At 46.5% G+C, this 22,717-nt stretch carries 20 protein-coding genes and 1 pseudogene; 8 read left to right on the top strand and 13 right to left on the bottom strand.

Annotated elements, in window-relative coordinates; genetic code table 11:
* Positions 1 to 3: 3 nt before the first annotated feature.
* Both AC5YB3_RS15065 and AC5YB3_RS15060 read right to left on the bottom strand, forming a co-directional pair.
* Entirely contained in the window at positions 4 to 978 is a 975-nt protein-coding gene (locus tag AC5YB3_RS15065) for a hypothetical protein (protein ID WP_259582334.1), read from the bottom strand.
* A gap of 1 nt (position 979) precedes the next feature.
* A complete protein-coding gene (locus AC5YB3_RS15060; RefSeq protein WP_259560395.1) occupies positions 980 to 1,366 on the bottom strand; it encodes a PadR family transcriptional regulator in 387 nt (128 codons plus the stop codon).
* Positions 1,367 to 1,777: 411 nt separating this feature from the next.
* Between AC5YB3_RS15060 and AC5YB3_RS15055 the strand changes: the two genes are divergently transcribed.
* Together AC5YB3_RS15055 and AC5YB3_RS15050 are read left to right on the top strand one after the other, a co-directional pair.
* A complete protein-coding gene (locus AC5YB3_RS15055) occupies positions 1,778 to 2,437 on the top strand; it encodes an excalibur calcium-binding domain-containing protein (protein ID WP_494525636.1) in 660 nt (219 codons plus the stop codon).
* Between the two features lie 51 nt (positions 2,438 to 2,488).
* Positions 2,489 to 2,836 carry a thioredoxin family protein gene (locus AC5YB3_RS15050; protein ID WP_494525635.1) on the top strand — a complete coding sequence of 116 codons (348 nt, stop codon included), beginning with the start codon at positions 2,489 to 2,491 and terminating at the stop codon, positions 2,834 to 2,836.
* 7 nt (positions 2,837 to 2,843) lie between these two features.
* On the opposite strand, the gene AC5YB3_RS15045 is transcribed toward AC5YB3_RS15050, so the two are convergent.
* From AC5YB3_RS15045 to AC5YB3_RS15035, 3 genes are all read right to left on the bottom strand, one after another.
* Complete coding sequence (locus tag AC5YB3_RS15045) at positions 2,844 to 3,371, bottom strand: NifB/NifX family molybdenum-iron cluster-binding protein (RefSeq protein ID WP_006083098.1); 528 nt, start codon at positions 3,369 to 3,371, stop codon at positions 2,844 to 2,846.
* A complete protein-coding gene (locus AC5YB3_RS15040; RefSeq protein WP_012088215.1) occupies positions 3,368 to 3,664 on the bottom strand; it encodes a DUF134 domain-containing protein in 297 nt (98 codons plus the stop codon). Before AC5YB3_RS15040 ends, AC5YB3_RS15045 begins: the two co-directional genes overlap by 4 nt.
* Positions 3,665 to 4,107: 443 nt before the next feature.
* Entirely contained in the window at positions 4,108 to 5,622 is a 1,515-nt protein-coding gene (locus AC5YB3_RS15035; RefSeq protein WP_494525634.1) for an ATP-binding cassette domain-containing protein, read from the bottom strand.
* 167 nt (positions 5,623 to 5,789) lie between these two features.
* On the opposite strand from AC5YB3_RS15035, the gene AC5YB3_RS15030 reads away from it, so the two are divergent.
* On the top strand, positions 5,790 to 6,041 hold the full coding sequence (locus AC5YB3_RS15030) for a DUF2999 family protein (RefSeq protein WP_342899251.1): 252 nt from the start codon (positions 5,790 to 5,792) through the stop codon (positions 6,039 to 6,041).
* A gap of 110 nt (positions 6,042 to 6,151) precedes the next feature.
* Here the strand turns inward: AC5YB3_RS15030 and AC5YB3_RS15025 are convergent.
* Positions 6,152 to 6,271: pseudogene (locus tag AC5YB3_RS15025) on the bottom strand (4-carboxymuconolactone decarboxylase); the annotation flags it as partial.
* A 118-nt stretch (positions 6,272 to 6,389) separates the two neighbouring features.
* Positions 6,390 to 6,965, bottom strand: a complete 576-nt coding sequence (locus AC5YB3_RS15020) for a hypothetical protein (RefSeq protein ID WP_494525633.1) — start codon at positions 6,963 to 6,965, stop codon at positions 6,390 to 6,392.
* A gap of 978 nt (positions 6,966 to 7,943) precedes the next feature.
* Between AC5YB3_RS15020 and AC5YB3_RS15015 the strand changes: the two genes are divergently transcribed.
* Positions 7,944 to 8,849, top strand: coding sequence for a hypothetical protein (locus AC5YB3_RS15015; RefSeq protein ID WP_494525632.1), 906 nt, complete (start codon positions 7,944 to 7,946; stop codon positions 8,847 to 8,849).
* 1,480 nt (positions 8,850 to 10,329) lie between these two features.
* Here AC5YB3_RS15015 and AC5YB3_RS15010 read toward each other — a convergent pair.
* From AC5YB3_RS15010 to AC5YB3_RS14995, 4 genes are all read right to left on the bottom strand, one after another.
* Positions 10,330 to 11,637 (bottom strand): HipA domain-containing protein, encoded by a 1,308-nt coding sequence (locus AC5YB3_RS15010; protein WP_494525631.1) that lies wholly within the window; start codon positions 11,635 to 11,637, stop codon positions 10,330 to 10,332.
* Between the two features lie 3 nt (positions 11,638 to 11,640).
* Positions 11,641 to 11,877, bottom strand: a complete 237-nt coding sequence (hipB, locus tag AC5YB3_RS15005; protein ID WP_494527194.1) for a type II toxin-antitoxin system antitoxin HipB — start codon at positions 11,875 to 11,877, stop codon at positions 11,641 to 11,643.
* A 423-nt stretch (positions 11,878 to 12,300) separates the two neighbouring features.
* Entirely contained in the window at positions 12,301 to 13,938 is a 1,638-nt protein-coding gene (gene groL, locus AC5YB3_RS15000; protein WP_011847850.1) for a chaperonin GroEL, read from the bottom strand.
* A 57-nt stretch (positions 13,939 to 13,995) separates the two neighbouring features.
* Positions 13,996 to 14,286, bottom strand: coding sequence for a co-chaperone GroES (locus AC5YB3_RS14995; protein WP_006086113.1), 291 nt, complete (start codon positions 14,284 to 14,286; stop codon positions 13,996 to 13,998).
* 224 nt (positions 14,287 to 14,510) lie between these two features.
* Here AC5YB3_RS14995 and AC5YB3_RS14990 point away from each other — a divergent pair, with 224 nt between their 5' ends.
* The gene (locus AC5YB3_RS14990) at positions 14,511 to 15,878 is read left to right on the top strand and encodes an MATE family efflux transporter (protein WP_006083121.1); all 1,368 of its coding nucleotides are present in this window, start codon (positions 14,511 to 14,513) and stop codon (positions 15,876 to 15,878) included.
* Position 15,879: 1 nt separating this feature from the next.
* Here AC5YB3_RS14990 and AC5YB3_RS14985 read toward each other — a convergent pair whose 3' ends face one another.
* The gene (locus tag AC5YB3_RS14985) at positions 15,880 to 16,869 is read right to left on the bottom strand and encodes a LysR family transcriptional regulator (protein ID WP_411357182.1); all 990 of its coding nucleotides are present in this window, start codon (positions 16,867 to 16,869) and stop codon (positions 15,880 to 15,882) included.
* 128 nt (positions 16,870 to 16,997) lie between these two features.
* Between AC5YB3_RS14985 and AC5YB3_RS14980 the strand changes: the two genes are divergently transcribed.
* From AC5YB3_RS14980 to AC5YB3_RS14970, 3 genes are all read left to right on the top strand, one after another.
* The gene (locus AC5YB3_RS14980; protein WP_259570142.1) at positions 16,998 to 18,080 is read left to right on the top strand and encodes an efflux RND transporter periplasmic adaptor subunit; all 1,083 of its coding nucleotides are present in this window, start codon (positions 16,998 to 17,000) and stop codon (positions 18,078 to 18,080) included.
* A gap of 3 nt (positions 18,081 to 18,083) precedes the next feature.
* A complete protein-coding gene (locus AC5YB3_RS14975; RefSeq protein ID WP_494525630.1) occupies positions 18,084 to 21,173 on the top strand; it encodes an efflux RND transporter permease subunit in 3,090 nt (1,029 codons plus the stop codon).
* Positions 21,174 to 21,368: 195 nt separating this feature from the next.
* Positions 21,369 to 21,905, top strand: coding sequence for a hypothetical protein (locus AC5YB3_RS14970; protein WP_012088204.1), 537 nt, complete (start codon positions 21,369 to 21,371; stop codon positions 21,903 to 21,905).
* Positions 21,906 to 22,030: 125 nt separating this feature from the next.
* Here the strand turns inward: AC5YB3_RS14970 and AC5YB3_RS14965 are convergent, their stop codons facing one another.
* Positions 22,031 to 22,639, bottom strand: coding sequence for an FxsA family protein (locus AC5YB3_RS14965; RefSeq protein ID WP_006083126.1), 609 nt, complete (start codon positions 22,637 to 22,639; stop codon positions 22,031 to 22,033).
* Positions 22,640 to 22,717 lie beyond the last annotated feature (78 nt).

Here is a 22,717-nt window from a genome sequence, read left to right as displayed (position 1 = left end):
GCCTTACTGGCTGGCGAGTTTACGCCAACGTAATCCATCACGAATCACCTCATACCCAGGGAACATAGCGGCAATCACTAGACTATAACTGAGCCATTTATCTAGCTGCAGTAACGTAAATATCCCCTGCAATTCAGGTCCTTGGTTCTGTACTTGGTTCTGTACTTGGGTTTGTAATAGTGGCGAACTAAATGCCAGAAAGACTAAGAACGAGGCATAAGCAAGATTAATCCCCATATTCGCCAGTAACAATTCAGTGGTCCACACTCTGCGGCGTAACTGCCACAGACTATTGCCCATAGACAGCAAAATAATAGGGCTAAACCATTGCAGTAATTGCTGAGCATTGGCGCTAAAAATCACAGTACGTGCAGCTAATTGCTCGCTACTCATCCACACAGAACACCAGATCACGAGCAAGAGGAAGAGATACGTCGCCAGATCGGCAAACACATCGCTTAAACTAATATGCTGCCAACCGGGGCCGACCTTTGGCAAATTCTGCGGCTGCCATTTTTGACAATTACTGCCAGATAGGGGTTTTCCTTGAGCCGAAAAGCTCCAAAAAGACAAGCCAATTGCAGTAAAGGCAAGACAAGCATCGCCGATAAAACCCTTGGCAATATGATGGATAAATCCGAATAGATTCCCCTCTGCCGAGCCCAGCCATTGAGTAGTGCCACCCACCACCTGCAGCACAAACAAGACACCAAGCACCATGAAAAGTGTATGTTTAAAAAGCGGAATATCCTCAGAAGCAATAATAGACACTGCCGGTACAAATTGCTGCGCGACCTTACAGGGATGACCCATTTGCTTTAATACAGCGGCAATTTGCGATTCGGTCAATTCACCTTGTTCAGATAAGGCATCCAATTGGTCGCAGATATTGGCTTTTAATTCACGACCAATTTCCTGACGCTTGTTCTCGGGCAATTCACGCTGCACCGCGGCGATATAGCGATCGACTAATTCCATATCAAATCTCCTCTGCGCTCTCGTCTGAGCTATTAATATCAGAGCCATTAGTGTCAGCGCTTTGCTCCAGCAAAAAAGCCAAGGCGCCATTAAGTTGCTGCCATTCATCGGTAAGTTGACTGAGTAACTCAGCCCCCAATGACGACAATTGGTAATAACGACGCTCACGCCCTTCGGCCTGTCGCCACTCACTATCCAACAATCCTTGATCGGCTAGGCGGCGCACTAAGGGATACAGAGTCCCCTCATCAATATCGATACCGCCTTCCTGCAACTGTTTGCGGAGCGAATAACCGTAATGGGGTTGTTTTAATAATCCCAGTACTGCCAACACTAATACCCCACGACGCAACTCGAGTCGCATTTTGACTAGCTGTGAACTTGTCATAGTCGAATTCCTATCCTGAACACTGTGTCACACACACTGTGCGCCACACAGCAAATACTATGCAGCACACAGTAAGATTGCAAGTTCTCATTGCACACTTTTTGCTCTTTATGTTCAAAATAAACACAAGCAATTGTTTGTATTGAATTTAGAAAAATGCCAACCGTTTCTGCTATATGCTCACATATCCCCTACTCCATACGCTCAAAGCGAATGACTCACACATAAGCAAATTCAGGATAAAAAATTGCAAAACTTCCTATGCTTGAGTAACTTAGCAGCCAACACTGGATAATCGACCAGTCAACCTAAGAACGGTTTACTCCTCAAAGGGGATAAATCGGATCGACTCAAGTAAGTGTTGATATTCAATAACTAGAATATTAAACCGTTAAATTAAGGACATAGAAAATGCTCATGGATAGAGGCGTGCTGGTACGCTGGAACGATGAAAAGGGATTTGGCTTTATTCAGCCTGAAAAAAACGCAGCCCAAGATGTGTTTATTCACATTTCGGTGCTAAAAAAGATGGCGAGAAAACCCATAGTGGGCGACAGCATTCTGTTTCAAACTGAAGTGCAAAATGACGGAAAAAGAAAAGCGGTTATCGCCTCGATTGAAGGCGTCGCTGTGGTAGCGGCAAGCTCAGCGCCACGCACTAATTCCCACTCTCATGTCCAATCACGCAATGAAACCTTCAACTTCAACAACAAAGGCAAAGCGCATTCCCTTAGCCCAAGAAAATCGTCCTTTAATACGATAATCCCGCTGCTAATAATCGTGGCCATCGTTATCTTTGGCTTTAAACAATACCAAGAATTCAATGAAGCTCCTGCAATCGATGAAGTACCTGTCCTCACGAATGAAGACACTCAGCCAATGCCCATGTATGAAACTAAAGCGCGAACACAAGCAACGGCAACACCAAAATTCCAATGTGAAGCGGGTAAAACCCATTGCAGCCACATGAGTTCCTGTGCTGAGGCGACTTTCTACATCCAACATTGCCCCAATACTCAAATGGATGGTAACGGTGATGGCATTCCCTGCGAGCGCCAGTGGTGCAGTTAGCGATACGACACCCATGAATTCATACCCATAGCAACTTCTAAATGGCAACGCATGCACACTGATATCATCATGCACATTGATTCACCTGAGATGCTTGAGTCCATGTTAACCGAGCACGCAGCGGTGCTGTTGTTATTTGGCGCGCCAAACTGCGGTGTGTGCCAAACGCTCAAACCGAGAATTGCGGAGCTGTTAGCGCAAGCGTTCCCGCTGATGCAGATGGCCTATATCGATTGCCAAGCCCAAGCTGAGATAGCGGCGAGCCACAATGTATTTACTCTGCCAGTGGTGGAATGTGTGTTCTATGGCAAAACCTTTGGACGGTTTTCTAAGGTGTTTTCGTTAGCGGATATTCGAGGGGCGCTTGCCCGCCCCTATGGTTTAATCGTGACGGAATAATCCAGAGTCAACACTGGGATGACTTGTGTGTCAGCGGTCTAAAACCAGCGTAATGCACTGACTTATCGAGTGTAACCTGTGCTGCTGGCGTGCTTATAAGACGTGTTGAGCCAGATGCTGCTTTAGCTTTTCCGCTGCAACCGCAGCCGTCACCTGTAGAATGACAACATCCGCCCTTGGCCGCATGTTTGAGTGAAGCGCGACCTTGGGATGCATCCGTCAACCTAAGATTAAGATCCGCCGTTTGTGCAAGCAAAGTCGCCACTGTTTGACTAGCACTGCCTTTACTCACGCTAATCCCCGCATCGAGCAACTTTCCTAACATGCGCTCACCGATATTCTGGGCAATCACAATGTCGGTACCTTGTTGAATAATCAGCTCAAGTAAGGCTTTTTTAGCACTACAGTCACCCTCTATTGCCGGGCTATCCACCAGCTTAATTAGCTGAAACTGTTCGTTATAAAACCCAATTTGCACGGCTTTAGTAAAGTGACTGGCAAGTCGTTCGCGGCTAATCGGCATGGCAATAATCATGATAAATCCTTGTCTGTTTGGGTTGGCAGTCTCAAGGCTTGACCTTGAGTAATGGCCGTCGCCACCTTTTTACGGGCATTGGCGAGAAGGTAACCAAAGGTTTGCCGAGAGATCCCCATCAAGGCCGCGGCTTCGATCTGGCTTAATCTTTTCACATCACCCAGTTCGAGAGCCTCAAACTCATCGGCCTCTAATTGAATATGAGTTAATTTAACCGCAGGGATCCCATTAGGCTTAAATAGGCTACAGGGCACACAGCTCGATAATTGACGGCATTTTTTGGGTCTTGGCATAACGGTTTTTATCTTTAAGTCGTCTTATATGTCTTGAAATCGTGTTTTAGGTCTTAGTGCACATCTTCGGTACTACGAGTAACACTCGGGCTCAACTAAAGCTCATCTAAGGCTCATCTCGCTAAGGGAGTCCATAGCTTTGGATTCTCAAGCGTGATAACTGACTTGATGAATAAGTTCGGTGGATGAAACATAAAACTGTCACGAGTTTCTGGCCTAGGCCAGAAACTATTATTCGCGCCAACGACATTAAAAACTGTAGGACGGCTCACAGTTACCTATATCAAGCATGACTAATTAACAGAACGGCTGTCTGGCGTGACTCACATTCTCAATGGCTAGCGCCCTGTAAGGTCAGTCTTAACCTGCGTTGGAGTGCCGAGGGATAATGACAAACTCTGCAAACAAAGAAGCAGCCGTTAAGCTGCTGCGATAGGTGGCATTTACAGATTTAAACGGGTTAAATCCTCAGACTCACAGTAGTTCACCTGTACCGAATAGCCGTCATCTTGCTTGATGAAATCGACAAAGTTTTTAATCGCAGGTAAGGCATCTTCCCTATGGTGCGACACGTACAGCAATTGGCTCAGATGATGCTCGGCTATCATCTCCAACGCCCGCATCACTAAGGTGCGATTGATAAAATCTAAGCCCTGATACGGCTCATCTAAAATCAGTAATAAGGGCTGTTTAATCAGGGCGCGACCTATTAGCAATAACCGCTGCTGACCATAATCGAGCTTCTTAAAGCTGGTGCTTGCCAGCCCTGTCATGTGCAAAATGGCTAACCATTCCTTCGCCAAATCCAGCTGAGGTTTAGTAGGTTTCTGGTACAGACCAATAGAGTCAAAAAAGCCCGAAAGCAGCACATCTAATGCCGAGCAACTGACGCGATACTGCAAGTGCAGCGCCGACGATACTATGCCAATCCGTTGTTTAATCTGCCAAATACTCTCGCCGCTTCCGCGAGGTCGGCCAAAGAGCGTAATGTCGTTGCTATAGCATTGGGGATGGTCGCCTAAAATCAGCCCCAGCAAAGTGCTTTTACCGCAGCCATTTGGGCCGCGAACTTGCCAATGTTGCCCTGCTTCGATGCGCCAATTAACGCCACTGAAAATCAGCCCACTGACATATTCCACTTTGCCATTTTTAATCTCGACCAGAGGATCAAACGCCTCGGCGTTGTGCCTTTGCCGCTCCATCAAGGCCAAGAGTTCATCACTACGCTGCGCCGATAACGCATTAAGCTGCGCCATCACAGGATGATTGTGCCATTGCTCAATCGACATCGACGGGCTGAGTTTGTGCACACTCTGCCCCGATTTGAGCATCTCGCCATTAAACAGCGCCACATGGCTGATACACGGCGGCAATTCTTCTTGGCGCGAGGTGATGATCAGCAACTGAGTATGCTCAGCCACTTCACTCAGCAGCTCAGATAAACTCGCCTGATGTTCAGCATCGAGCCCAGCATAAAGGTCATCTAAAATCAGCAATTGCGGTAACATTGCCAGCGCACGCGCCAGCATGACTCGGCGCGTTTCGCCCGTAGATAACTGCCGAAAACCACGCAGACGCAGCGGCTCAAGCCCAACCTTTTGTAATAATGGCGCGAGTTGTGCGGCATCTTGGCAGCATTCCAACACTAAGGATTCGACACTCGAACCGTAATCCAACTCGTCTTTTTCTAACTCGCGCTCCAGCAACGCTTGCTGCAACCCAAGTGACACCCAGCCGATACGTTGCGGCAGGCCAACAATCGTCCCTTCATCGGGCAGAATATCACCGATTAATATTCGCCCGAGCAAGGAACCACAATAACTATCGGTCGCGAAAATAGCCCAGTGTTCAGCAGGGTGCAGTTGCCACTCATCGACCACTAGCACCTCGTTATCACGCCCATATCGTAACTGTTTAACCACAATACTTTTGTCTTGGTTCGCGACAACATCAAGCATAACCACAGTTCCTTTCCATTTTTAAGGGATGATAAAATCTAATGCGCTTAATGGCATAGGCAAAGCGTGACAAAATCCAACGGGTACAGCATGTGTGGGGCAACCACTCTGGCAGAATTGTGATAAAATCGGCACCTGTTTAACTTTCATATCAACAAGGTAACGCAATGAACCCCATTATTGCCATCTTAAAAGAACACAAGGTCAGTGACGCTAAGATCAACGAGCTATTTCAAACATTAACCGACAATCCATTAATGGCGATGGGCACGCTCGGTCAATTAGGTATCCCAGCCGAAAAATTACAACAACTGCTGGGGCTAGTGATGCAGAAACCGGCCTTGATCAAAGAAGCCGTACTTGAACTCGGTTTGGATTTCTCAAAAGTAGAAGCCGCAAAAGCCCAGCTACAAAAATAAGCGCAGACTTTTCAAGTTTGTAACCATCGTGCGCTAGGGGAATCCGCGTAACTCAGATCCCCTAGCGAATGTTAAAACCACTAAACCTCAATGTAACTAAATCTCACAGCAACTAAATCTTGCAGCGGCTGGGTAAAATCCGTCGCACTACTGAGCGCCTTATCCACATAGCTATCGCCCATCACAGCACGACGCACCTCAAGCCCCTTCTCGTATTGCTCATCGTTCATCGATGCATCCTTTTTGTTATGTAATTAAGCTATGTGATTAAGCTCTGTAATTAGGCTTATTGAACCGCCGCCAAACAATCTGCCCTATATCCTTACCACCTATAACTGATAACTAACGTTAGATTGAGCGCACCCAAGAAACGAACTCTTCGGCGAGTCTGGGAGGGTTACAGGCCTCTGTCTGATCTGCGATCTCGTTATAGTACTCGAGCTCGTGAACTATGATGGGTACCGAACGACCGAAAACGCGACTAACGGTTAAGTTAGAATGGAGTGTAGAAGCGACAACGCATACTGCAGCAACAAATTGCTCGGTTATCTCCTGACCAAGCTCAAGGCAGCGCTCAAAATCGACATCTTCCTCCGCATCACTGTACCCGAGACCGAGATCGGCCACCCAGCGAGCTAAGATATCCGCTGTCTGAGAGTCAGAATCCCCAAAGACAAGGAGTTCGTTTTGAAGCCAGAAGGCATAGTTCCATTTTGCTTCGTCAGAGCTAGAAGCCTTTGGAATCGAGGCATGCCACTCGTCGACTGTGTTATAGCCGACTGTCAGCGTAGGTAGGCGGGGATCGTCATATTCGTTGTTGATATAGAAAGACAATGCATAGATCTGCTCCGCCTCAGCGGTTGGTATACTCGCGAGCGCTTCGGTAATAGCACTCAGAAGCGCGGTAATCATTGGGATATTCATGCTGGGTTTCCTGCTCGTTTAATGCCGCATTTAGCGAATGAAAATAGTGCATTGTAATTGAGAATAAGAGCTTAACCCACTATTTTTGTTCAGCTTAAATGTCTGCCAATATATTAGTATTCAACCAATTTATCATTAGGATTGTCTCCAATCTATCACACGTAAGACTGCCACTTTTATATAACCCTACGGCCAAGTGATAGAAGCTTGGAATACTCAAAGACACCTATATTTTTCTTGTAAATAACTCAGAAAGAAATATGTCAGTCCTCGCTTTCGATCTTATCAAAGGTCGGCAAACTCTTTTGCTGCTCGTTTGCGGCTTAACAGCCGAGGTGAATCAAGCTGATGATTAAGCACTGTCATTCCTGTGACACGCCACCCCTTTTATTTCACAAGAAGTATCCATGAGGGCTCGACTACGGCATCTGCTGCATACGGAAGTGCAAATGCCGCGATCACATGGATGTGAAAGAGCGGCCATGCCGTCAACGGTCACTTACATGCCAATGCTTAATCCAACCAACTATCCAGTTATCGGTATGCCTTTTTACAAGAACACACTCTGCAAATTTAACAATGGATGGCTCGTTAAATTCTTTTGCTGCTCGTTTGCGGCTTAACAGCGGAAGCTGATGATTAAGCACTGTCATTCCAGTGACACGCCCCCCTTTTATTTCACAAGAAGTATCCATGAGACCTCGACGACGGCATCTGCTGCATACGGAAGTGCAAATGCCGCGATCATATGGATGTGAAAGAGCGGCCATGCCGCCAACGTTCACTTACATGCCAATGCTTAATTCAACCAACTCTCCAGTTATCTGTATGCCTTTTTATAAGCATACACTCTGCAAATTTAACAATGGATGGCTCGTTAAATTATTAAAATTTATAGCGCAGGTTAAATTAATTTAATTGCTTGCAGATTCTGAAAGGGATACATTGTAAAGAAAGAATACGATTGGATGTAACGATATGAAAGTTAATGGATTAATAAAATACCCTCCCTTCTGGGGTGTACTTGTGGTAGGCCTGCTTATCTCGGGTGCCTCTGTCATTGCTTTATATATTGAGGAAGTTAGTGCTAATGATTTGGTTTTGTGTGGAACTAAAAAGTGTTTTTTTAATTTTATAGAAATATACCACTTTCCACTTGAGATATTAAAAGCAACAATTGCATTATTAGCAATTATTGCTTTAATCCATAAAAGCGCTGAAACTCAAAAGCAAATTATAATATCGGAAAGTCAGAATAACTTTTCAAATCACCATAAGCACATGGAAGAGTTCTTTAAATATATTAATTCATTCAATATTGGGATGGTTAAATTTCAAAATAGAAAGTTGCACGCTGTATTATACCCAAGATCAAGGGTTGGTGAATTAAGGGTTTCAGCCGAAACAATTGATAAGCTTGATGTTGATATTGGGAAGATGATTGAATTCATTAAGGCACTATCAGTTATTGACAAGGATAATTTATACGATAGATATGTTGATGCCATTTTGAATTATGAAGTTCTGAATAACTTATTACATTATCTACATATCGATTTAGAAGATAAAGTAATTCTCAGTAGAGAACTCACTGAGAAAAGTGCATTCCTTTTCTGTTTAAAGTCATTACATTCAACATTGTTGCTTTTACATATTTTAAATTATGTAACAGATTTTGATGGAATTGCTTGTTTTTCTCTAAAAACCAATAGCATATTTAAATCAATCAATATGAAAGATATTACATCGAGGATCAATAGTATAATTTATGGGAACTCAAACGATTATGGAGAGCCTACATTTATTTTTAACTTTAAGACGGATAAGGATAGTTCAGTAAATTCGCTGAACGAGTTAAGTGCAATCATTAATGAAATAGTTTAACCACAACTTACCCGTTAACGAATACGCTTTCTTCCCACCTCAAATCCCCGTATACCTATAAACCGCAGGCCCGCCAATGCTGTAAAGCGTGGGCAACTTAACCGCCGTGAGGCGCTAAACTCTGCAGTGAGGCAGTGCATCCCAAGGGGAATAAAATTTAACGATCCACCCATTGTTAAATTTTATGACAAAGATGGGACAGGCATAACTCTTTTGGATCTAACAACAGACACCGAGACTACAGAAGTTCACCCTCACCTGCGAAGTTGCTGAAGGGCGTTGAAGACTCTTTATTGAAAGAATGGCGTGTGACGCAGACAGGACGTCTGCGTAGCTTTCGGGGTACAGGATGTACCATCGGAAGCGTTAGCGATTTTCGAATAAGCACGAAGCCACTAACCAATGCATGTAACTTAGCTAGGGGCGTCTTGGCTGCTTGTGAAAACAATAGCAAGGAGGATAGGACGAGCAGTCCTCCTTGGTCGACTCTTGATTAAGAATCAGAGGGGTGAAGCCCCACGACTTTGATTCACCTCGGCCGTTAGGCCGCAATGACTAACAATGTAGAAAGATGGAACCATCTAACCACCAGAAAAAGTATACGATGTTACACTTTCAGTAACGATTTCAGTGCTTAAATCCCAAAAAGTGTAGCTAAGTACACCAGAAACTTACTCACATCGTTAGACCAAGAAAACATAACCCCGACTCAGTTACCCGAGTCGGGGTTTTCATTTTTCTCTTATAAGAATTTAGGTTTTAAGCGATTAAGCTAAAGACCGCAGATATTTTTGCGCAGGATAAAACGTTCAGTACAAGGCGCTGTGAGCGTAGCATACGTTGTGTGTATGTGAGCGAGCAGCAACGCCGCACCGATCTAAACCAGCAAAAATGTCGACTAAGGGACAAGCATTACTGCTTTTCCCTCCCCTAAGAACCGTACGTGTGAATTTTCCCGCGTACAGATCAAGCCTTTATAAATCAATAGCTAATTGCAGACCAGCGACTAAATAACTTTGACTCGCAATTATTATAACTCTATGATGATTCCAGTTTCGACGAACTTTATCCTCTTGTTGGAGAAAGTGGTGAACTCAGGCCATATCTGAACCTAGCCACCATAGGGCTCAAAGCAAGACCTAGTCTGCTAACCCTAATGGTACACCCGCGGTTAATCCCGTAAGTGTCACCATGACTTTAAACCCCAACCTGTAAGGAGCCAATTATGATAATTGAGTTGCGCGTCGAGATAGACCCAGCATTAGTTATCATGGTGATGCGAATCATTATGATGCTGATGTAAGTCGGTGGCGGGGGCAGAGGCGCCCCTAAGCCATTTATTAATCAAGCATTCGCATGTAATTGCCTGTGACAGGAACACAAAGATGGGACAGTCACAAATCTCCGAAGATTAACAGCCAACACTGTGGCTAAAGAAGTTCTCCCCCCTGCGAAATTACCGCTGGGTGATAAGATGTAGCTAGCACCACACTTCCACATCCCTGACCTCGGCGGCAAAACTAAGGTAACGATCACATCTCGCCAGCAACTGCGCTTTGTAATGAGCCACAAATACTGTTTCACTCTCATCGAGGGCCGGGAGCATTGAAATCACACCATCTATTGCCTGCGGTATTCTTCGCGCTATTGTCGTTAAGTTACTGATTAATAAATTTCTTGGTAAACCTAAGCCATCAATAAATGCGGCCAATTGATACGCGTAAATGCTATTTGGATCAAATTCATCATCAATTGCCATCGCAAGCTGTTGTTCAAAATCCTCATACATAGCCACACTGACCAAATCGTACCAAGGAGTTGGCTCCATTCCGCTTGCCGTCATAAAAAATGAGTAGTTTTTACCGTGTGCATCGGCATTGCCGGTCAGTAAATTGAACAGCGCCCACTGCAACATATCCTGCTTAGCGGCCACTGGATTACGGCATTTTGCGGCAAGACTAAATAGCCTGTTAAAACTTACCCCTTCTCGAATATCTTTAACATCGCGCCCTGAACCAAAATTACGTTCATATTTTTTGCTAACACTAAAACCAAGGGCTTGGCAGCTATCGACAATATGCCTTCTTAATACCCTTTGTTCACTTGGCATATAACGTCGGTCAAAGCGTTCGACACAGAGTACTTTGTAATGGCCAAAATGAACGATATCAACATTCGCCACATTCATTCCAATCGCCTTAGCTAAGCGCATCGTCATAAATTCATTGAGCACTAAATGGCGATATTTTTCGAATTTAACTATATGGGTCGATGACAGCACGCCTTCGGCAAATGCAAATTCTTCACCGTTATAAAACAGGTTTAATTTAGGTTGTACACCCGCAACCGACAGTCGTGGTTTGCCGTCCCAAATTTCCATCGGCCACATTGTGGGATCTTCAATGCGCTGAATAACTTCTTCAGCCTTAATTGGCCGTAATTGTGTTTCAGGCAGCAAAGTCCCTTTAGGAACAAAAGCAACAGCACCTGCGGTATCGAGACCAATGGCGCGGATCAAGGCAAAGGTATTTCCCTTGGAGACGCCAAGCGATTCAATTAGATAATCTAATCCTTTGTTTTCTGGCAATAAGTTAACCAAAAACATCGATATCTGACTGCTACTTCCTGTGCCATCTAAGGGAATTGTTGGGGATAGTGGAAATCCACTCTGCTGCCAGTGCTTGGTGTAATGTACGGCAAAGGTGTCGGTCGTGGCATCAAAGGATAGCTCCCCGATAATTAAATCACCGAGGTGCATCTCTAACGTGAGCTTTTTGGAAGTACTCATAGGTTAATACCAGCCGTTAGTTTCGGTGTCGCTGGCTTGAGCCGAAACGATCTCAATCCCCAGACCATCAAGGATTTTGAATACGGTTGAGATATAAACATCCTCACCTTTTTCAACTCGGATCAGCGTTTTTTTGGTTACGCCGCACAGCATGGCTGCCACGTCTTGAGTAAGAGCAGCACTTTTCCTTCGCTCTTTAATTAACAAGCCGAGGGATTGTTGATTTAGCGGTGATACCATCATCATCTCCAAAAGTGTAACTTCATACACCTTAGCCCTAAAACCAGCCCCATTCAATATAAAAGTGTACAGAACTACACTTTTGGATGATTGAAAATGACAAGCCATCGAAAAGTGTACAATATTACACTTTTAGTAACCATTTCAGCGCTTAAATCCCAAAAAGTGTAGGTAAGTACACCAGAAACTTACTCACGTCGTTAGACCAAGAAAACAAAACCCCGACTCAGTTACCTGAGTCGGGGTTTTCATTTTTCTCTTACAAGAATTTAGGTTTAAGCGATTAAGCTAAAGACCGCAGATGTTTTGCTAATCTAGCGCAGGAAAAATCGTTTTAGAGCAAGGCTTTTTGTTGCGACGTGTAGTGTTTTTCTACACGAGTAACAAAGTAACGCAGCTATAAACGATTTTAACCAGCTAGGATCACATCATGCCGCCCATTCCGCCCATCCCACCCATACCGCCCATATCTTGGCTAGCATTTTGTGGAATTTCAGCAACCATAGCTTCTGTAGTGATCATCAGACCTGCGATTGACGCAGCGAATTGCAATGCACAACGGGTCACTTTAGTTGGGTCAAGGATACCCATTTCTAACATGTCACCGTAAGTGTCGTTGCCGGCGTTGTAACCGAAGTTACCGCTGCCGTTCTTCACAGTGTTAGCAACAACTGACGCTTCTTCACCCGCGTTAGTGGCGATTTGACGTAGTGGCGCTTCCATTGCACGCAGTGCGATAACCACACCGTGTTTTTGGTCTTCGTTTAATACTTCAACTTCAGCGATCTTAGAAGCTACGCGAACCAAAGCAACACCGCCGCCAGGAACCACGCCTTCTTCTACCGCAGCGCGAGTTGCATGCAGAGCATCTTCAACGCGGGCTTTTTTCTCTTTCATTTCAACTTCAGTCGCTGCGCCAACTTTAATCACTGCTACGCCGCCAGCTAGTTTAGCCATACGCTCTTGCAGTTTTTCTTTGTCGTAGTCAGAAGTTGATTCTTCAACTTGTTGTTTGATTTGGCTTACACGAGCAGCAATTTGTGTTTGCTCGCCGTTACCATCGATGATGGTGGTGTTGTCTTTAGTGATCACAACACGCTTAGCTGTACCTAAATCTTCCAGGGTTGCTTTTTCAAGCTCTAGGCCGATTTCTTCAGCAATAACAGTACCGCCAGTCAGGATTGCTACGTCTTGCAGCATTGCCTTACGACGATCGCCAAAGCCAGGTGCTTTAACGGCAGCCACTTTCACGATACCGCGCATATTGTTCACAACTAAAGTTGCTAATGCTTCGCCTTCAACATCTTCAGCAACGATAAGCAATGGCTTACCGGTTTTTGCCAGACCTTCAAGGATAGGTAACAGTTCGCGAATGTTAGAGATTTTCTTGTCTACTAACAGTACGAATGGGTGGTCTAACTCAACGCTGCCGGTTTCTGGCTTGTTGATGAAGTATGGAGATAGGTAGCCACGATCAAACTGCATACCTTCTACTACGTCCAATTCGTTTTCTAACGCTTGGCCTTCTTCAACTGTGATCACGCCTTCTTTGCCGACTTTTTCCATCGCAGTAGCGATGATTTCGCCGATAGATTCGTCAGAGTTTGCAGAGATAGTCGCAACTTGCGCAATCGCTTTTGAATCTGCACAAGGTTGTGATAAGGCTTTTAATTCAGCAACAGCAGCGATAACGGCTTTGTCGATTCCGCGCTTCAGATCCATTGGGTTCATACCGGCTGCAACAGCTTTTAAGCCTTCAACGACAATGGCTTGAGCCAGTACAGTTGCAGTAGTTGTACCATCACCGGCGGCGTCGTTGGCTTTAGAAGCAACTTCTTTCACCATTTGCGCGCCCATGTTTTCGAATTTGTCTTCTAACTCGATTTCTTTGGCAACAGACACACCGTCTTTAGTGATCAGTGGTGAGCCGAAGCTCTTGTCTAATACCACGTTACGGCCTTTAGGGCCTAAGGTCACTTTTACTGCGTTCGCTAGAATGTTTACGCCAGCCAGCATTCTTACGCGAGCGTCATTACCAAATACAACTTCTTTAGCTGCCATCTTGATTATCCTTTAAATTTTTAATGATTAATTGGAATGTCGAATTGATGCTGAGGATTAACCCACTACTGCCATCAGGTCAGCTTCCGACAGGATCAAAACTTCTTGTCCGTCGATTTTTTCTTTCTTAACGCCGTAACCTTCATTGAAGATCACCACGTCACCCACTTTGACATCCAGTGGTTTAACTGTGCCATTTTCTAAGATACGGCCATTGCCCACAGCAAGGATTTCACCGCGAGTTGATTTTTCAGCGGCGCTACCGGTCAGTACTATGCCACCCGCTGATGTTGATTCAACTTCTAGACGCTTAACGATTACGCGGTCATGTAATGGACGAATATTCATCTATGAACTCTCCTAATGATTTGATGCCCTACAATCGAGCCTATTTGTGATTAAAAAAACAGACACCTGAGTCTGCTCTTTTGCTGTCTGAGATATGGGGCTGGTAGTGTCGAGATCCAAGGGCATTTACAAAAAAAACTTCAATTTTTTGATGTCGGTTTTTTCAAGTCCGCACAATCCTGCTAGAATCTCGCCTCCGCTCGCTAACAAGGCACTATTTTTCCATGAAAGACAGACACGGGCTGCTCACCGCGCCAATTGGTCGTGTACTGCTCAACATGAGCCTCCCCAACTTAATTGGCATTATGACCATTCTAGGTTTCAGCCTCGCTGACACTTTTTTTATCAGCCAATTGGGCACCGAAGCCTTAGCCGCCATCAGTTTTACCTTTCCGGTGACCTTAGTGATCTCGAGCATCGCCATTGGTATTGGTGCTGGAGTCTCGACCAATTTAGGCCGACTAATTGGCTCGGGTAATGCCCACAAGGCCAAAGTATTCTTGCATGATGCCTTATTACTGACCTTTGGCTTGATTGCCAGTTTAGCCGCCCTGGGTAGCATTTTTATCGAGCCACTGTTTCGCTTACTCGGGGCAAACGATGACAGCTTGCCGCTGATCCACGACTATATGATTTACTGGTATGTCGGTGCGCCGCTGCTGGTGTTGTTGATGGTGGGCAATCAGGGCTTACGTTCCACTGGCGATACCCGCTCGCCTGCGATGATTATGGCGCTGGCGGCAATCATCAACCTCATTCTGGATCCATTACTTATCTTCGGTATTGGGCCGTTTCCACGTTTAGAAATTCAAGGTGCCGCGATTGCAACCCTGTTCGCTTGGTTGGTGGCGTTATCTTTGTCGGGTTATTTGTTGATTGTCAGGCGCAAGATGCTCGAATGGACAGTGTTTGACATCGACAGAATGCGCGCCAACTGGACTAAACTTGCCCATATCGCCCAACCCGCCGCCTTGATGAATTTAATCAATCCGTTAGCCAATGCCATTATCATGGCTATGTTGGCGCATATCGACCACAGCGCAGTGGCAGCCTTTGGTGCAGGAACTCGCTTAGAGTCAGTGCTATTAATCGTGGTGATGGCGCTATCGTCGAGCTTAATGCCCTTTATCGCGCAGAACTTAGGTGCAGGCCAGCCACAGAGGGCGAAAGAAGCCCTGCTGCTATCGATAAAATTTATCTTTATCTTCCAAACCATACTTTATATTCCACTGATCTTTTTGGCTGAACCTATCGCGCACTTGTTCAGTACCGATCCGCTGGTGATCGAGTGGTTGAGTTTTTACATCTTAGTGCTGCCCTGCGCCTACGGCCCTTTGGGCATAGTGATTATTGTGGCGACCTCGCTCAATGCTTACCACAGACCTATGAGTTCACTGGTGATCAACCTGTGCCGCTTAGTGCTACTTATGCTGCCGCTGGCGGCTTTAGGATCCTATATAGGTGACGTTAAAGGCCTGCTGCTGGCGCTACCTGTGACCAATATTTTGATGGGAATTGCCTGTTACTGGCTGGCGCAGCGGATCTGTGAACCGACAAAGATCACAACCGCCAACGCCATTCGCGAGGGGTAAACTAGCTTGATTTTTTAACGGGAAAGCGCAACACGTCGTCTGAAAAATCTCCCGTAGAGGCTTTGCAGGATCGACGTGGGCCTTGCTCGCTCATGTTGATCGGCACGCCATTTGGCACTAACTCTTGCATTATGTAGTCGATAAAGCGTCGACAGGCTAAACTCACGTAACGTCTTGATGGATAAGCTAAGAAACACTCGCCTTGGTGGGGCTGGATTTCAGGTAACAGAGTCACCAACTCACCGCTTTGTACATATTCATCCACGACTTCAGCAGGCGCATACACTATGCCGCGTCCTTGCAATCCAAACTCAACCGCCACTTCAATACTGTTGGAGCAGAAATTGCCTCTGACTCTCACCTCTTGTTCTGAACCGATAAATAACTCATTAAAAATTTTGCCGTTGGATAAACGGAACATAGACACATTATGCGCTTCAATCTCTTTCGGTGTTTTAGGTGTGCCGTGTACCGCTAAATATTGAGGACTCGCGTAAAAACGTAAGTCAGTGGTAAAAATTGGCCGCACCACTAAATCTAAGGTATCCAACGCAGGCTCAACCACAAAGGCCACATCGAGATTATGTTTCACCATATCGACGGATTCTGAGCTGCTGATGACTTCTAAGGTGAGTTTAGGGTGCATATCCATAAAGCGGAAAATGGCTTGCATCAAGATTTTCATGCTATGGATAGGGAACATTTGAATACGCAGATGCCCGCTGATCTCAGCATCATCATTGGTCATTTCGAATAGGGTTTCATCGAGCTGGGCCAGAATGTTTTGCGAGCGCTGGTAGAAATGACTGCCCGCAGACGTGAGCGTCATGGAGCGGCTCTGGCGGTGGAACAATTTAATATTCAGCTCATCTTCCAAGGCTTGCAAACGCCGACTGACAGTCGATTTTGGCAAGTTAAGTAAATCAGCCGCTTCAATCAAACTACCGGTTTCAGCAATTCGGTGGAATAACGCTAAGTCCTCTGTCTTCATTTTGACCTTAAGTTCAATCTCATTATGTGGGACTGATAATCCCAAAGTATCCCGTTTATTGCAACTACTTTAGCTGGTATCTTCGCGCCCAGAAATGCTGACAACTTGTTAACTAGGAAATCGCCACCATGAAATCATATCGACTCTTGCCACTGGCAATGCTGCTTCCAGCCCTGCTCAGTGGTTGTTCGCCTGCGGAAAGTTCAGTACAAGTGGACACTGTCCGTCCGGTTAAACTGTTTGAAGTGCTCAACGTAGAAGCTGGAGATTTTAGAACTTTTCCTGCCCGCGTTGCCGCCAATAGCCGCGCCGAATTGTCGTTCCGTATTTCAGGGCAATTAACCGAACTGACATTAGTCGAAGGCCAAAGAGTCGCTCAAGGTAGTCTGCTCGCCCAGCTTGACGACAGGGATGCCAAAAATAACTTAATGACCCGTGAGGCCGAGCACGAACTGTTAGCTGCCGACTTTAAACGTAAGGTCGAGCTGCTTAATCGTAAGCTGATTTCACAATCTGAGTTTGATAGCACGCAAGCGCAACTCAAATCGGCCAAGGCTGCCCTTGCGGCAGCGCGCGATCAACTGAGTTACACCCGCTTAACCGCGCCCTTTAGCGGCACGATTGCTAAACGTTTAGTGGATAACCACCAAATAGTGCAGGCCAATCAGGGGGTGTTAACACTGCAAAACAACAACTTGCTCGATGTGAGCATTCAAGTGCCCGAGGCGATGGCGGCGGGGCTGAAGCAATATACCGATCAAGCTCACTTTACGGCGAAAGTGCGTTTTAGCGCCTTTCCCGAGCAGAGCTTCGACGCCAAATTTAAAGAATACTCCACCCAAGTCACCCCAGGTACTCAAGCCTATGAAGTGGTGTTTTCATTGCCTCAACCCCAAGATATTCAATTACTTCCTGGGATGAGCGCCGAGTTAACCTTAGCCTTAGTTAAAGATCCAAGCGCCCTTGCATCCAGCATAGTACCCGTGACCGCCATCGATAAACGCGATCAAGATGGCCAAGTGCAAGTGTGGGTTTATCAAACCCAATCGGGTGAAGTTAAGCCGACTATGGTGACCCTAGGGCGCGTGAGTAACCAAGGTGTTGAGATTTTAACGGGTATCAACAAGGGCGATCTTATCGTCAGCGCTGGGGTGTCTCAATTATCCGCTGGCATGAAAGTCAAACCACTACGCTGGCAGCGTGGGGTGTAATTGATGAACATTGCAGAGTATTCGATACGCCACAAAGTCATCAGTTGGATGTTTGTGTTGCTGCTACTCGTGGGTGGCGGCGTGAGTTTTACCGGTTTGGGGCAATTGGAATTCCCCGAATTCACCATTAAAGAAGCCCTAGTGATCACGGCTTACCCCGGCGCATCACCTGAACAAGTTGAAGAAGAAGTCACGCTGCCGCTCGAAGATGCCCTGCAGCAACTCGATGCCATTAAGCATGTGACCTCGATTAACAGTGCGGGCCTGTCACAAATCCAAATCGAGATTAAAGAAAGCTACGACAAAACCACCCTGCCACAGGTGTGGGATGAAGTGCGTCGTAAGGTCAACGACACGGCGGGCAACTTACCTCCGGGTACAACCGCGCCGCAGGTGATGGACGATTTTGGCGATGTGTATGGCATTTTATTTAATCTCTCAGGCCCCGATTACAGCAACCGCGAGTTAAGCAATTACGCCGACTATCTGCGCCGCGAACTCGTACTCGTGCCCGGGGTTAAAAAGGTTTCAGTTGCTGGCAGCGTCACCGAGCAAGTCGTAATTGAAATCTCCCAGCAAAAGCTGTCAGCACTGGGATTAGATCAAAGCTATATCTATGGTTTAGTGAACAATCAAAACGTGGTCTCCAACGCGGGCAGTTTAGTGATTGGTGATAACCGTATCCGCATTCATCCCACGGGCGAATTTAGCAATGTGCAGGATCTGGCGCGCTTGATTGTCAGCCCACCGGGTAGCACTGAGCTGATTTACCTTGGCGATATTGCCAATATCGAAAAGGATTACGACGAAACCCCGAATGTGCTTTACCACAATAAGGGCGAAGCGGCGTTATCACTGGGGATATCTTTCTCTAGCGGCGTGAACGTGGTCGAAGTAGGGCAAAAGGTCAGTGACCGTTTAGCCGAGCTTGAATCCCAACGCCCAATCGGGATGAATTTAGCGACGGTTTACAACCAGAGTCAGGCGGTCGATGAGACAGTCAATGGCTTCTTAATCAACTTATTAGAATCGATTGCTATCGTGATCGCCGTGCTCCTGCTGTTTATGGGGCTGCGCTCGGGTATGTTGATGGGCCTGATCTTACTGCTGACGATTCTAGGTACCTTTATCGTGATGAAAGTGCTAGGGATTGAGCTGCAACTCATCTCCCTCGGCGCACTCATTATCGCCCTTGGCATGTTGGTCGATAATGCGATTGTGGTCACCGAAGGTATTTTGATTGGTCTGCGCCGTGGTAAAACCCGTCTCGAAGCGGCCAAGCAAATTGTGGCTCAAACCCAGTGGCCGCTATTGGGCGCGACTGTCATTGCCATTATTGCCTTTGCGCCCATTGGCTTATCGCAAAATGCTGCAGGTGAATTCTGCCGTTCTTTATTCCAAGTGTTGATGATTTCGCTGTTTATCAGCTGGATAACCGCCATCACCTTAACGCCGTTCTTCTGCCATCTGTTATTTAAGGATGCGCCGAGCAATGAAGAAGCCCAAGACCCCTACAAGGGCTGGTTCTTCAGCTTATATCGCGCAAGTTTAACCCTAGCGCTGCGCTTTAGATTGGTGAGTATTCTGCTGGTTGTCGCCATGCTGTTCAGCGCAGTAGTGGGCTTTGGTCATATCAAGAATGTGTTCTTCCCTGCCTCTAACACGCCGATTTTCTTTGTGGATATCTGGATGCCAGAGGGCACGGACATTAAGGCGACCGAACGTTTTACTGCCGATATTGAGCGCCAGTTACTGCAACAGAACGAGCAAAAAGATATAGGGCTAAAACACTTAACAACCGTTATTGGCCAAGGTTCGCAGCGTTTCGTCCTGCCTTATCAGCCAGAAAAAGGCTATCCCGCCTTTGCCCAGTTGATAGTCGAAATGCAAGATCTCGCCGCCGTTAAAGCCTATATGCCAGAGTTAGAAACCTTGTTAAATCAACGTTTCCCACAGGCACAATATCGCTTAAAAAACATGGAAAACGGCCCGTCGCCCGCAGCCAAAATTGAGGCACGCTTCTACGGCGACAATCCTGAAGTGCTGCGCGCTTTAGGCGCCCAAGCCGAGGCCATTTTCCACGCCGAACCGAGCATGGATGGCATACGTCACAACTGGCGTAATCAAGTGCCCTTGATCCGTCCGCAACTGGAAAATGCCCAAGCGCGAGAAACGGGGATCAGTAAGCAAGATCTCGACAATGCCCTATTGGTTAACTTTAGCGGTAAGCAAATTGGTTTATACCGAGAAACCAGCCACTTGTTACCCATCGTCGCCAGAGCGCCCGCCGAAGAACGTTTGCAGGCCGACAGCCTATGGAAGTTGCAAATTTGGAGTAGCGAACACAACACCTTTGTGCCTGCTACCCAAGTGGTGAGTAGCTTTAACACTGAGTGGGAAAACCCGCTGGTGATGCGCCGAGATCGTATGCGTATGCTCGCTGTGATGGCCGATCCTAAGCTTGGCAGTGATGAAACCGCCGACTCTGTACTGCGTAAAGTGAAAGACAAGGTCGAAGCGATCAGCCTACCCGCAGGTTATCACTTGGAATGGGGCGGTGAATTTGAAACCGCAGGCGAAGCGCAAACCGCGGTATTCAGCTCGATTCCCATGGGTTATCTGGCGATGTTTTTAATCACAGTATTCCTGTTCAACTCAGTGCGTCAGCCCTTAGTGATCTGGTTTACTGTGCCCTTGGCCCTGATTGGAGTGTCTGCCGGACTCTTGTTGTTCGACGCACCTTTCAGCTTTATGGCGCTACTCGGCCTGCTGAGTTTGTCAGGCATGGTGATTAAAAACGGTATCGTCTTGGTCGATCAAATCAACCTCGAACTCAGTGAAGGCAAACCCGCTTATTTCGCCTTGGTCGACTCCTGTGTCAGCCGCGTGCGCCCCGTCATGATGGCGGCGATTACCACTATGCTCGGGATGATCCCACTGATCTCAGACGCCTTTTTTGGTTCAATGGCGATTACGATTATCTTCGGTCTCGGTTTTGCGTCACTGCTGACACTCATAGTACTGCCAGTGATGTACAGCCTAGTATTCAATATTAAAGCGACAGCGATAGGAGGTGAGTCACCTAACAAATAATACTCAACTTTTTAGCTCCGCAATTGATCCAAAAACGCTTCCCGGCGCGGCCGGTCAGTCACTCGTGGCTGGCTGGTCATTTCTAATACATGTCCCCCCCTAGCTATTGCGATCTGTTGCGCTTATCTGACTTGCCATTTACACTTGATGGCGAGCGACAAGCTCAAGGAAGTGATTATTAAATAAGGAAGTTATATGAAGCTCATCAAGCTAGCTGTGCTGCTCGGCCTCGTTTTTATGGCGTATCAAAAATGGTATGCGGTCAAACCCCTCGAATCCCATGTATTAACTTCTGTCCCCGTAAAAGTGCACATGTTACCTAATCCCAAGGCGCTACATAAAAACTCGGGACAAGTCAGCGTTGAAACCATTACCACTCAAAAACAAGCTCAAGAACCGCTGGTATTGAGCGTTATCGCCTACAGCTCCCAGTTTGAAACCATAGACGAGGAAGACATTACCGAGCTTTCCTTCGATGACACCAACACGCTCGCGAAAAAGTTTAAAGAGATGCAGGGAACAGATGAGCTGAAATTGACGCGCGGATATATCGAACACGGCGGGCAGCGGGGTTATGAGATCAGTATGGATATGGGTAAAGATCTTGGCACTTTAGTGCAGCATGCCTATGCCTACAATAATCACCTGCTGATTTTAACCGCCAGCTATGATGACAACGGCCAAAACCGTCGCACCGCAGAAGCCTTTCTCAACTCAGTGGAATTTTTATAACGAGTGGATGAAGTGCACCAGCGGCGCAGCTCAGAGGATTCTGAAGACCGCTGGTATTGAAGCGAGATTTGGGTAGAAGTTCAAGCGAATAAACGCGCAAACCAAATTAGCTAAACCATAACAGACTAAGGCTTAGGATCTTTATCCTGCGCGTTACCTTGTTCTTTATTCTGATCTTTATCAGGCAGCTGGTGACTCGCGGGCTTGAGATCACTTGGATCGACTTTATGTTCGAAGTCGCCCTCAAACACATTACCGTCTTTCTTCACGCTATCATCAAACGGCGCTTGGCCAAATGGGTCCTGCGGCTTAGGCCCAAAGGGACCTTGACCCGCTTGAAAACCGCCGTGCATTCCGCCCTGTAACCCCGCCACAACCCGCAACTGCATGCGCTTGAACAGCAAGGCAGCAATGGGACGACGGGTGAATGGCGTCAGCAATAACAGGCCAATGGCATCGGTTACAAAACCGGGGATCACCAGTAAAATACCCGCCATGGCTAACATCATGCCTTCGACGATTTCTTGCCCCGGCGCTTCACCGCGAGCGAGTTTTTGCTGTACTTGCATTAAGGTGCTTAAACCTTGGCTGCGAACCAAAGAGACCCCGAGCACAGCGGTAAACAGCACTAAACCTATGGTAGTCCAAGTGCCAAGCACTTCACCCACACGGATCAGCACCGACAGCTCTATTACTGGGATCAGCACAAAGAGTAAAAATATAATGAAAAACATACCGACCTCAGGTTTATCTGACTATCTGTGTAAACTAAATGGGGACTATCCGGTCTTAATTCAAGTCAGGCTAAGCAT

This window comes from Shewanella sp. 1311 (assembly GCF_059338235.1).
Note: the sequence above shows the minus strand (reverse complement) of the source record. Positions and strands in the feature narration are given on the sequence as shown.

Excerpts from the sequence above, each read along its gene's own strand:
- AC5YB3_RS15065 (WP_259582334.1), bottom strand. The coding sequence starts at position 978 with ATGGAATTAGTCGATCGCTATATCGCCGCGGTGCAGCGTGAATTGCCC.
- AC5YB3_RS15060 (WP_259560395.1), bottom strand. The coding sequence starts at position 1,366 with ATGACAAGTTCACAGCTAGTCAAAATGCGACTCGAGTTGCGTCGTGGG.
- AC5YB3_RS15055 (WP_494525636.1), top strand. The coding sequence starts at position 1,778 with ATGCTCATGGATAGAGGCGTGCTGGTACGCTGGAACGATGAAAAGGGA.
- AC5YB3_RS15050 (WP_494525635.1), top strand. The coding sequence starts at position 2,489 with ATGCACACTGATATCATCATGCACATTGATTCACCTGAGATGCTTGAG.
- AC5YB3_RS15045 (WP_006083098.1), bottom strand. The coding sequence starts at position 3,371 with ATGATTATTGCCATGCCGATTAGCCGCGAACGACTTGCCAGTCACTTT.
- AC5YB3_RS15040 (WP_012088215.1), bottom strand. The coding sequence starts at position 3,664 with ATGCCAAGACCCAAAAAATGCCGTCAATTATCGAGCTGTGTGCCCTGT.
- AC5YB3_RS15035 (WP_494525634.1), bottom strand. The coding sequence starts at position 5,622 with ATGCTTGATGTTGTCGCGAACCAAGACAAAAGTATTGTGGTTAAACAG.
- AC5YB3_RS15030 (WP_342899251.1), top strand. The coding sequence starts at position 5,790 with ATGAACCCCATTATTGCCATCTTAAAAGAACACAAGGTCAGTGACGCT.
- AC5YB3_RS15020 (WP_494525633.1), bottom strand. The coding sequence starts at position 6,965 with ATGAATATCCCAATGATTACCGCGCTTCTGAGTGCTATTACCGAAGCG.
- AC5YB3_RS15015 (WP_494525632.1), top strand. The coding sequence starts at position 7,944 with ATGAAAGTTAATGGATTAATAAAATACCCTCCCTTCTGGGGTGTACTT.
- AC5YB3_RS15010 (WP_494525631.1), bottom strand. The coding sequence starts at position 11,637 with ATGAGTACTTCCAAAAAGCTCACGTTAGAGATGCACCTCGGTGATTTA.
- hipB (WP_494527194.1), bottom strand. The coding sequence starts at position 11,877 with ATGGTATCACCGCTAAATCAACAATCCCTCGGCTTGTTAATTAAAGAG.
- groL (WP_011847850.1), bottom strand. The coding sequence starts at position 13,938 with ATGGCAGCTAAAGAAGTTGTATTTGGTAATGACGCTCGCGTAAGAATG.
- AC5YB3_RS14995 (WP_006086113.1), bottom strand. The coding sequence starts at position 14,286 with ATGAATATTCGTCCATTACATGACCGCGTAATCGTTAAGCGTCTAGAA.
- AC5YB3_RS14990 (WP_006083121.1), top strand. The coding sequence starts at position 14,511 with ATGAAAGACAGACACGGGCTGCTCACCGCGCCAATTGGTCGTGTACTG.
- AC5YB3_RS14985 (WP_411357182.1), bottom strand. The coding sequence starts at position 16,869 with ATGAAGACAGAGGACTTAGCGTTATTCCACCGAATTGCTGAAACCGGT.
- AC5YB3_RS14980 (WP_259570142.1), top strand. The coding sequence starts at position 16,998 with ATGAAATCATATCGACTCTTGCCACTGGCAATGCTGCTTCCAGCCCTG.
- AC5YB3_RS14975 (WP_494525630.1), top strand. The coding sequence starts at position 18,084 with ATGAACATTGCAGAGTATTCGATACGCCACAAAGTCATCAGTTGGATG.
- AC5YB3_RS14970 (WP_012088204.1), top strand. The coding sequence starts at position 21,369 with ATGAAGCTCATCAAGCTAGCTGTGCTGCTCGGCCTCGTTTTTATGGCG.
- AC5YB3_RS14965 (WP_006083126.1), bottom strand. The coding sequence starts at position 22,639 with ATGTTTTTCATTATATTTTTACTCTTTGTGCTGATCCCAGTAATAGAG.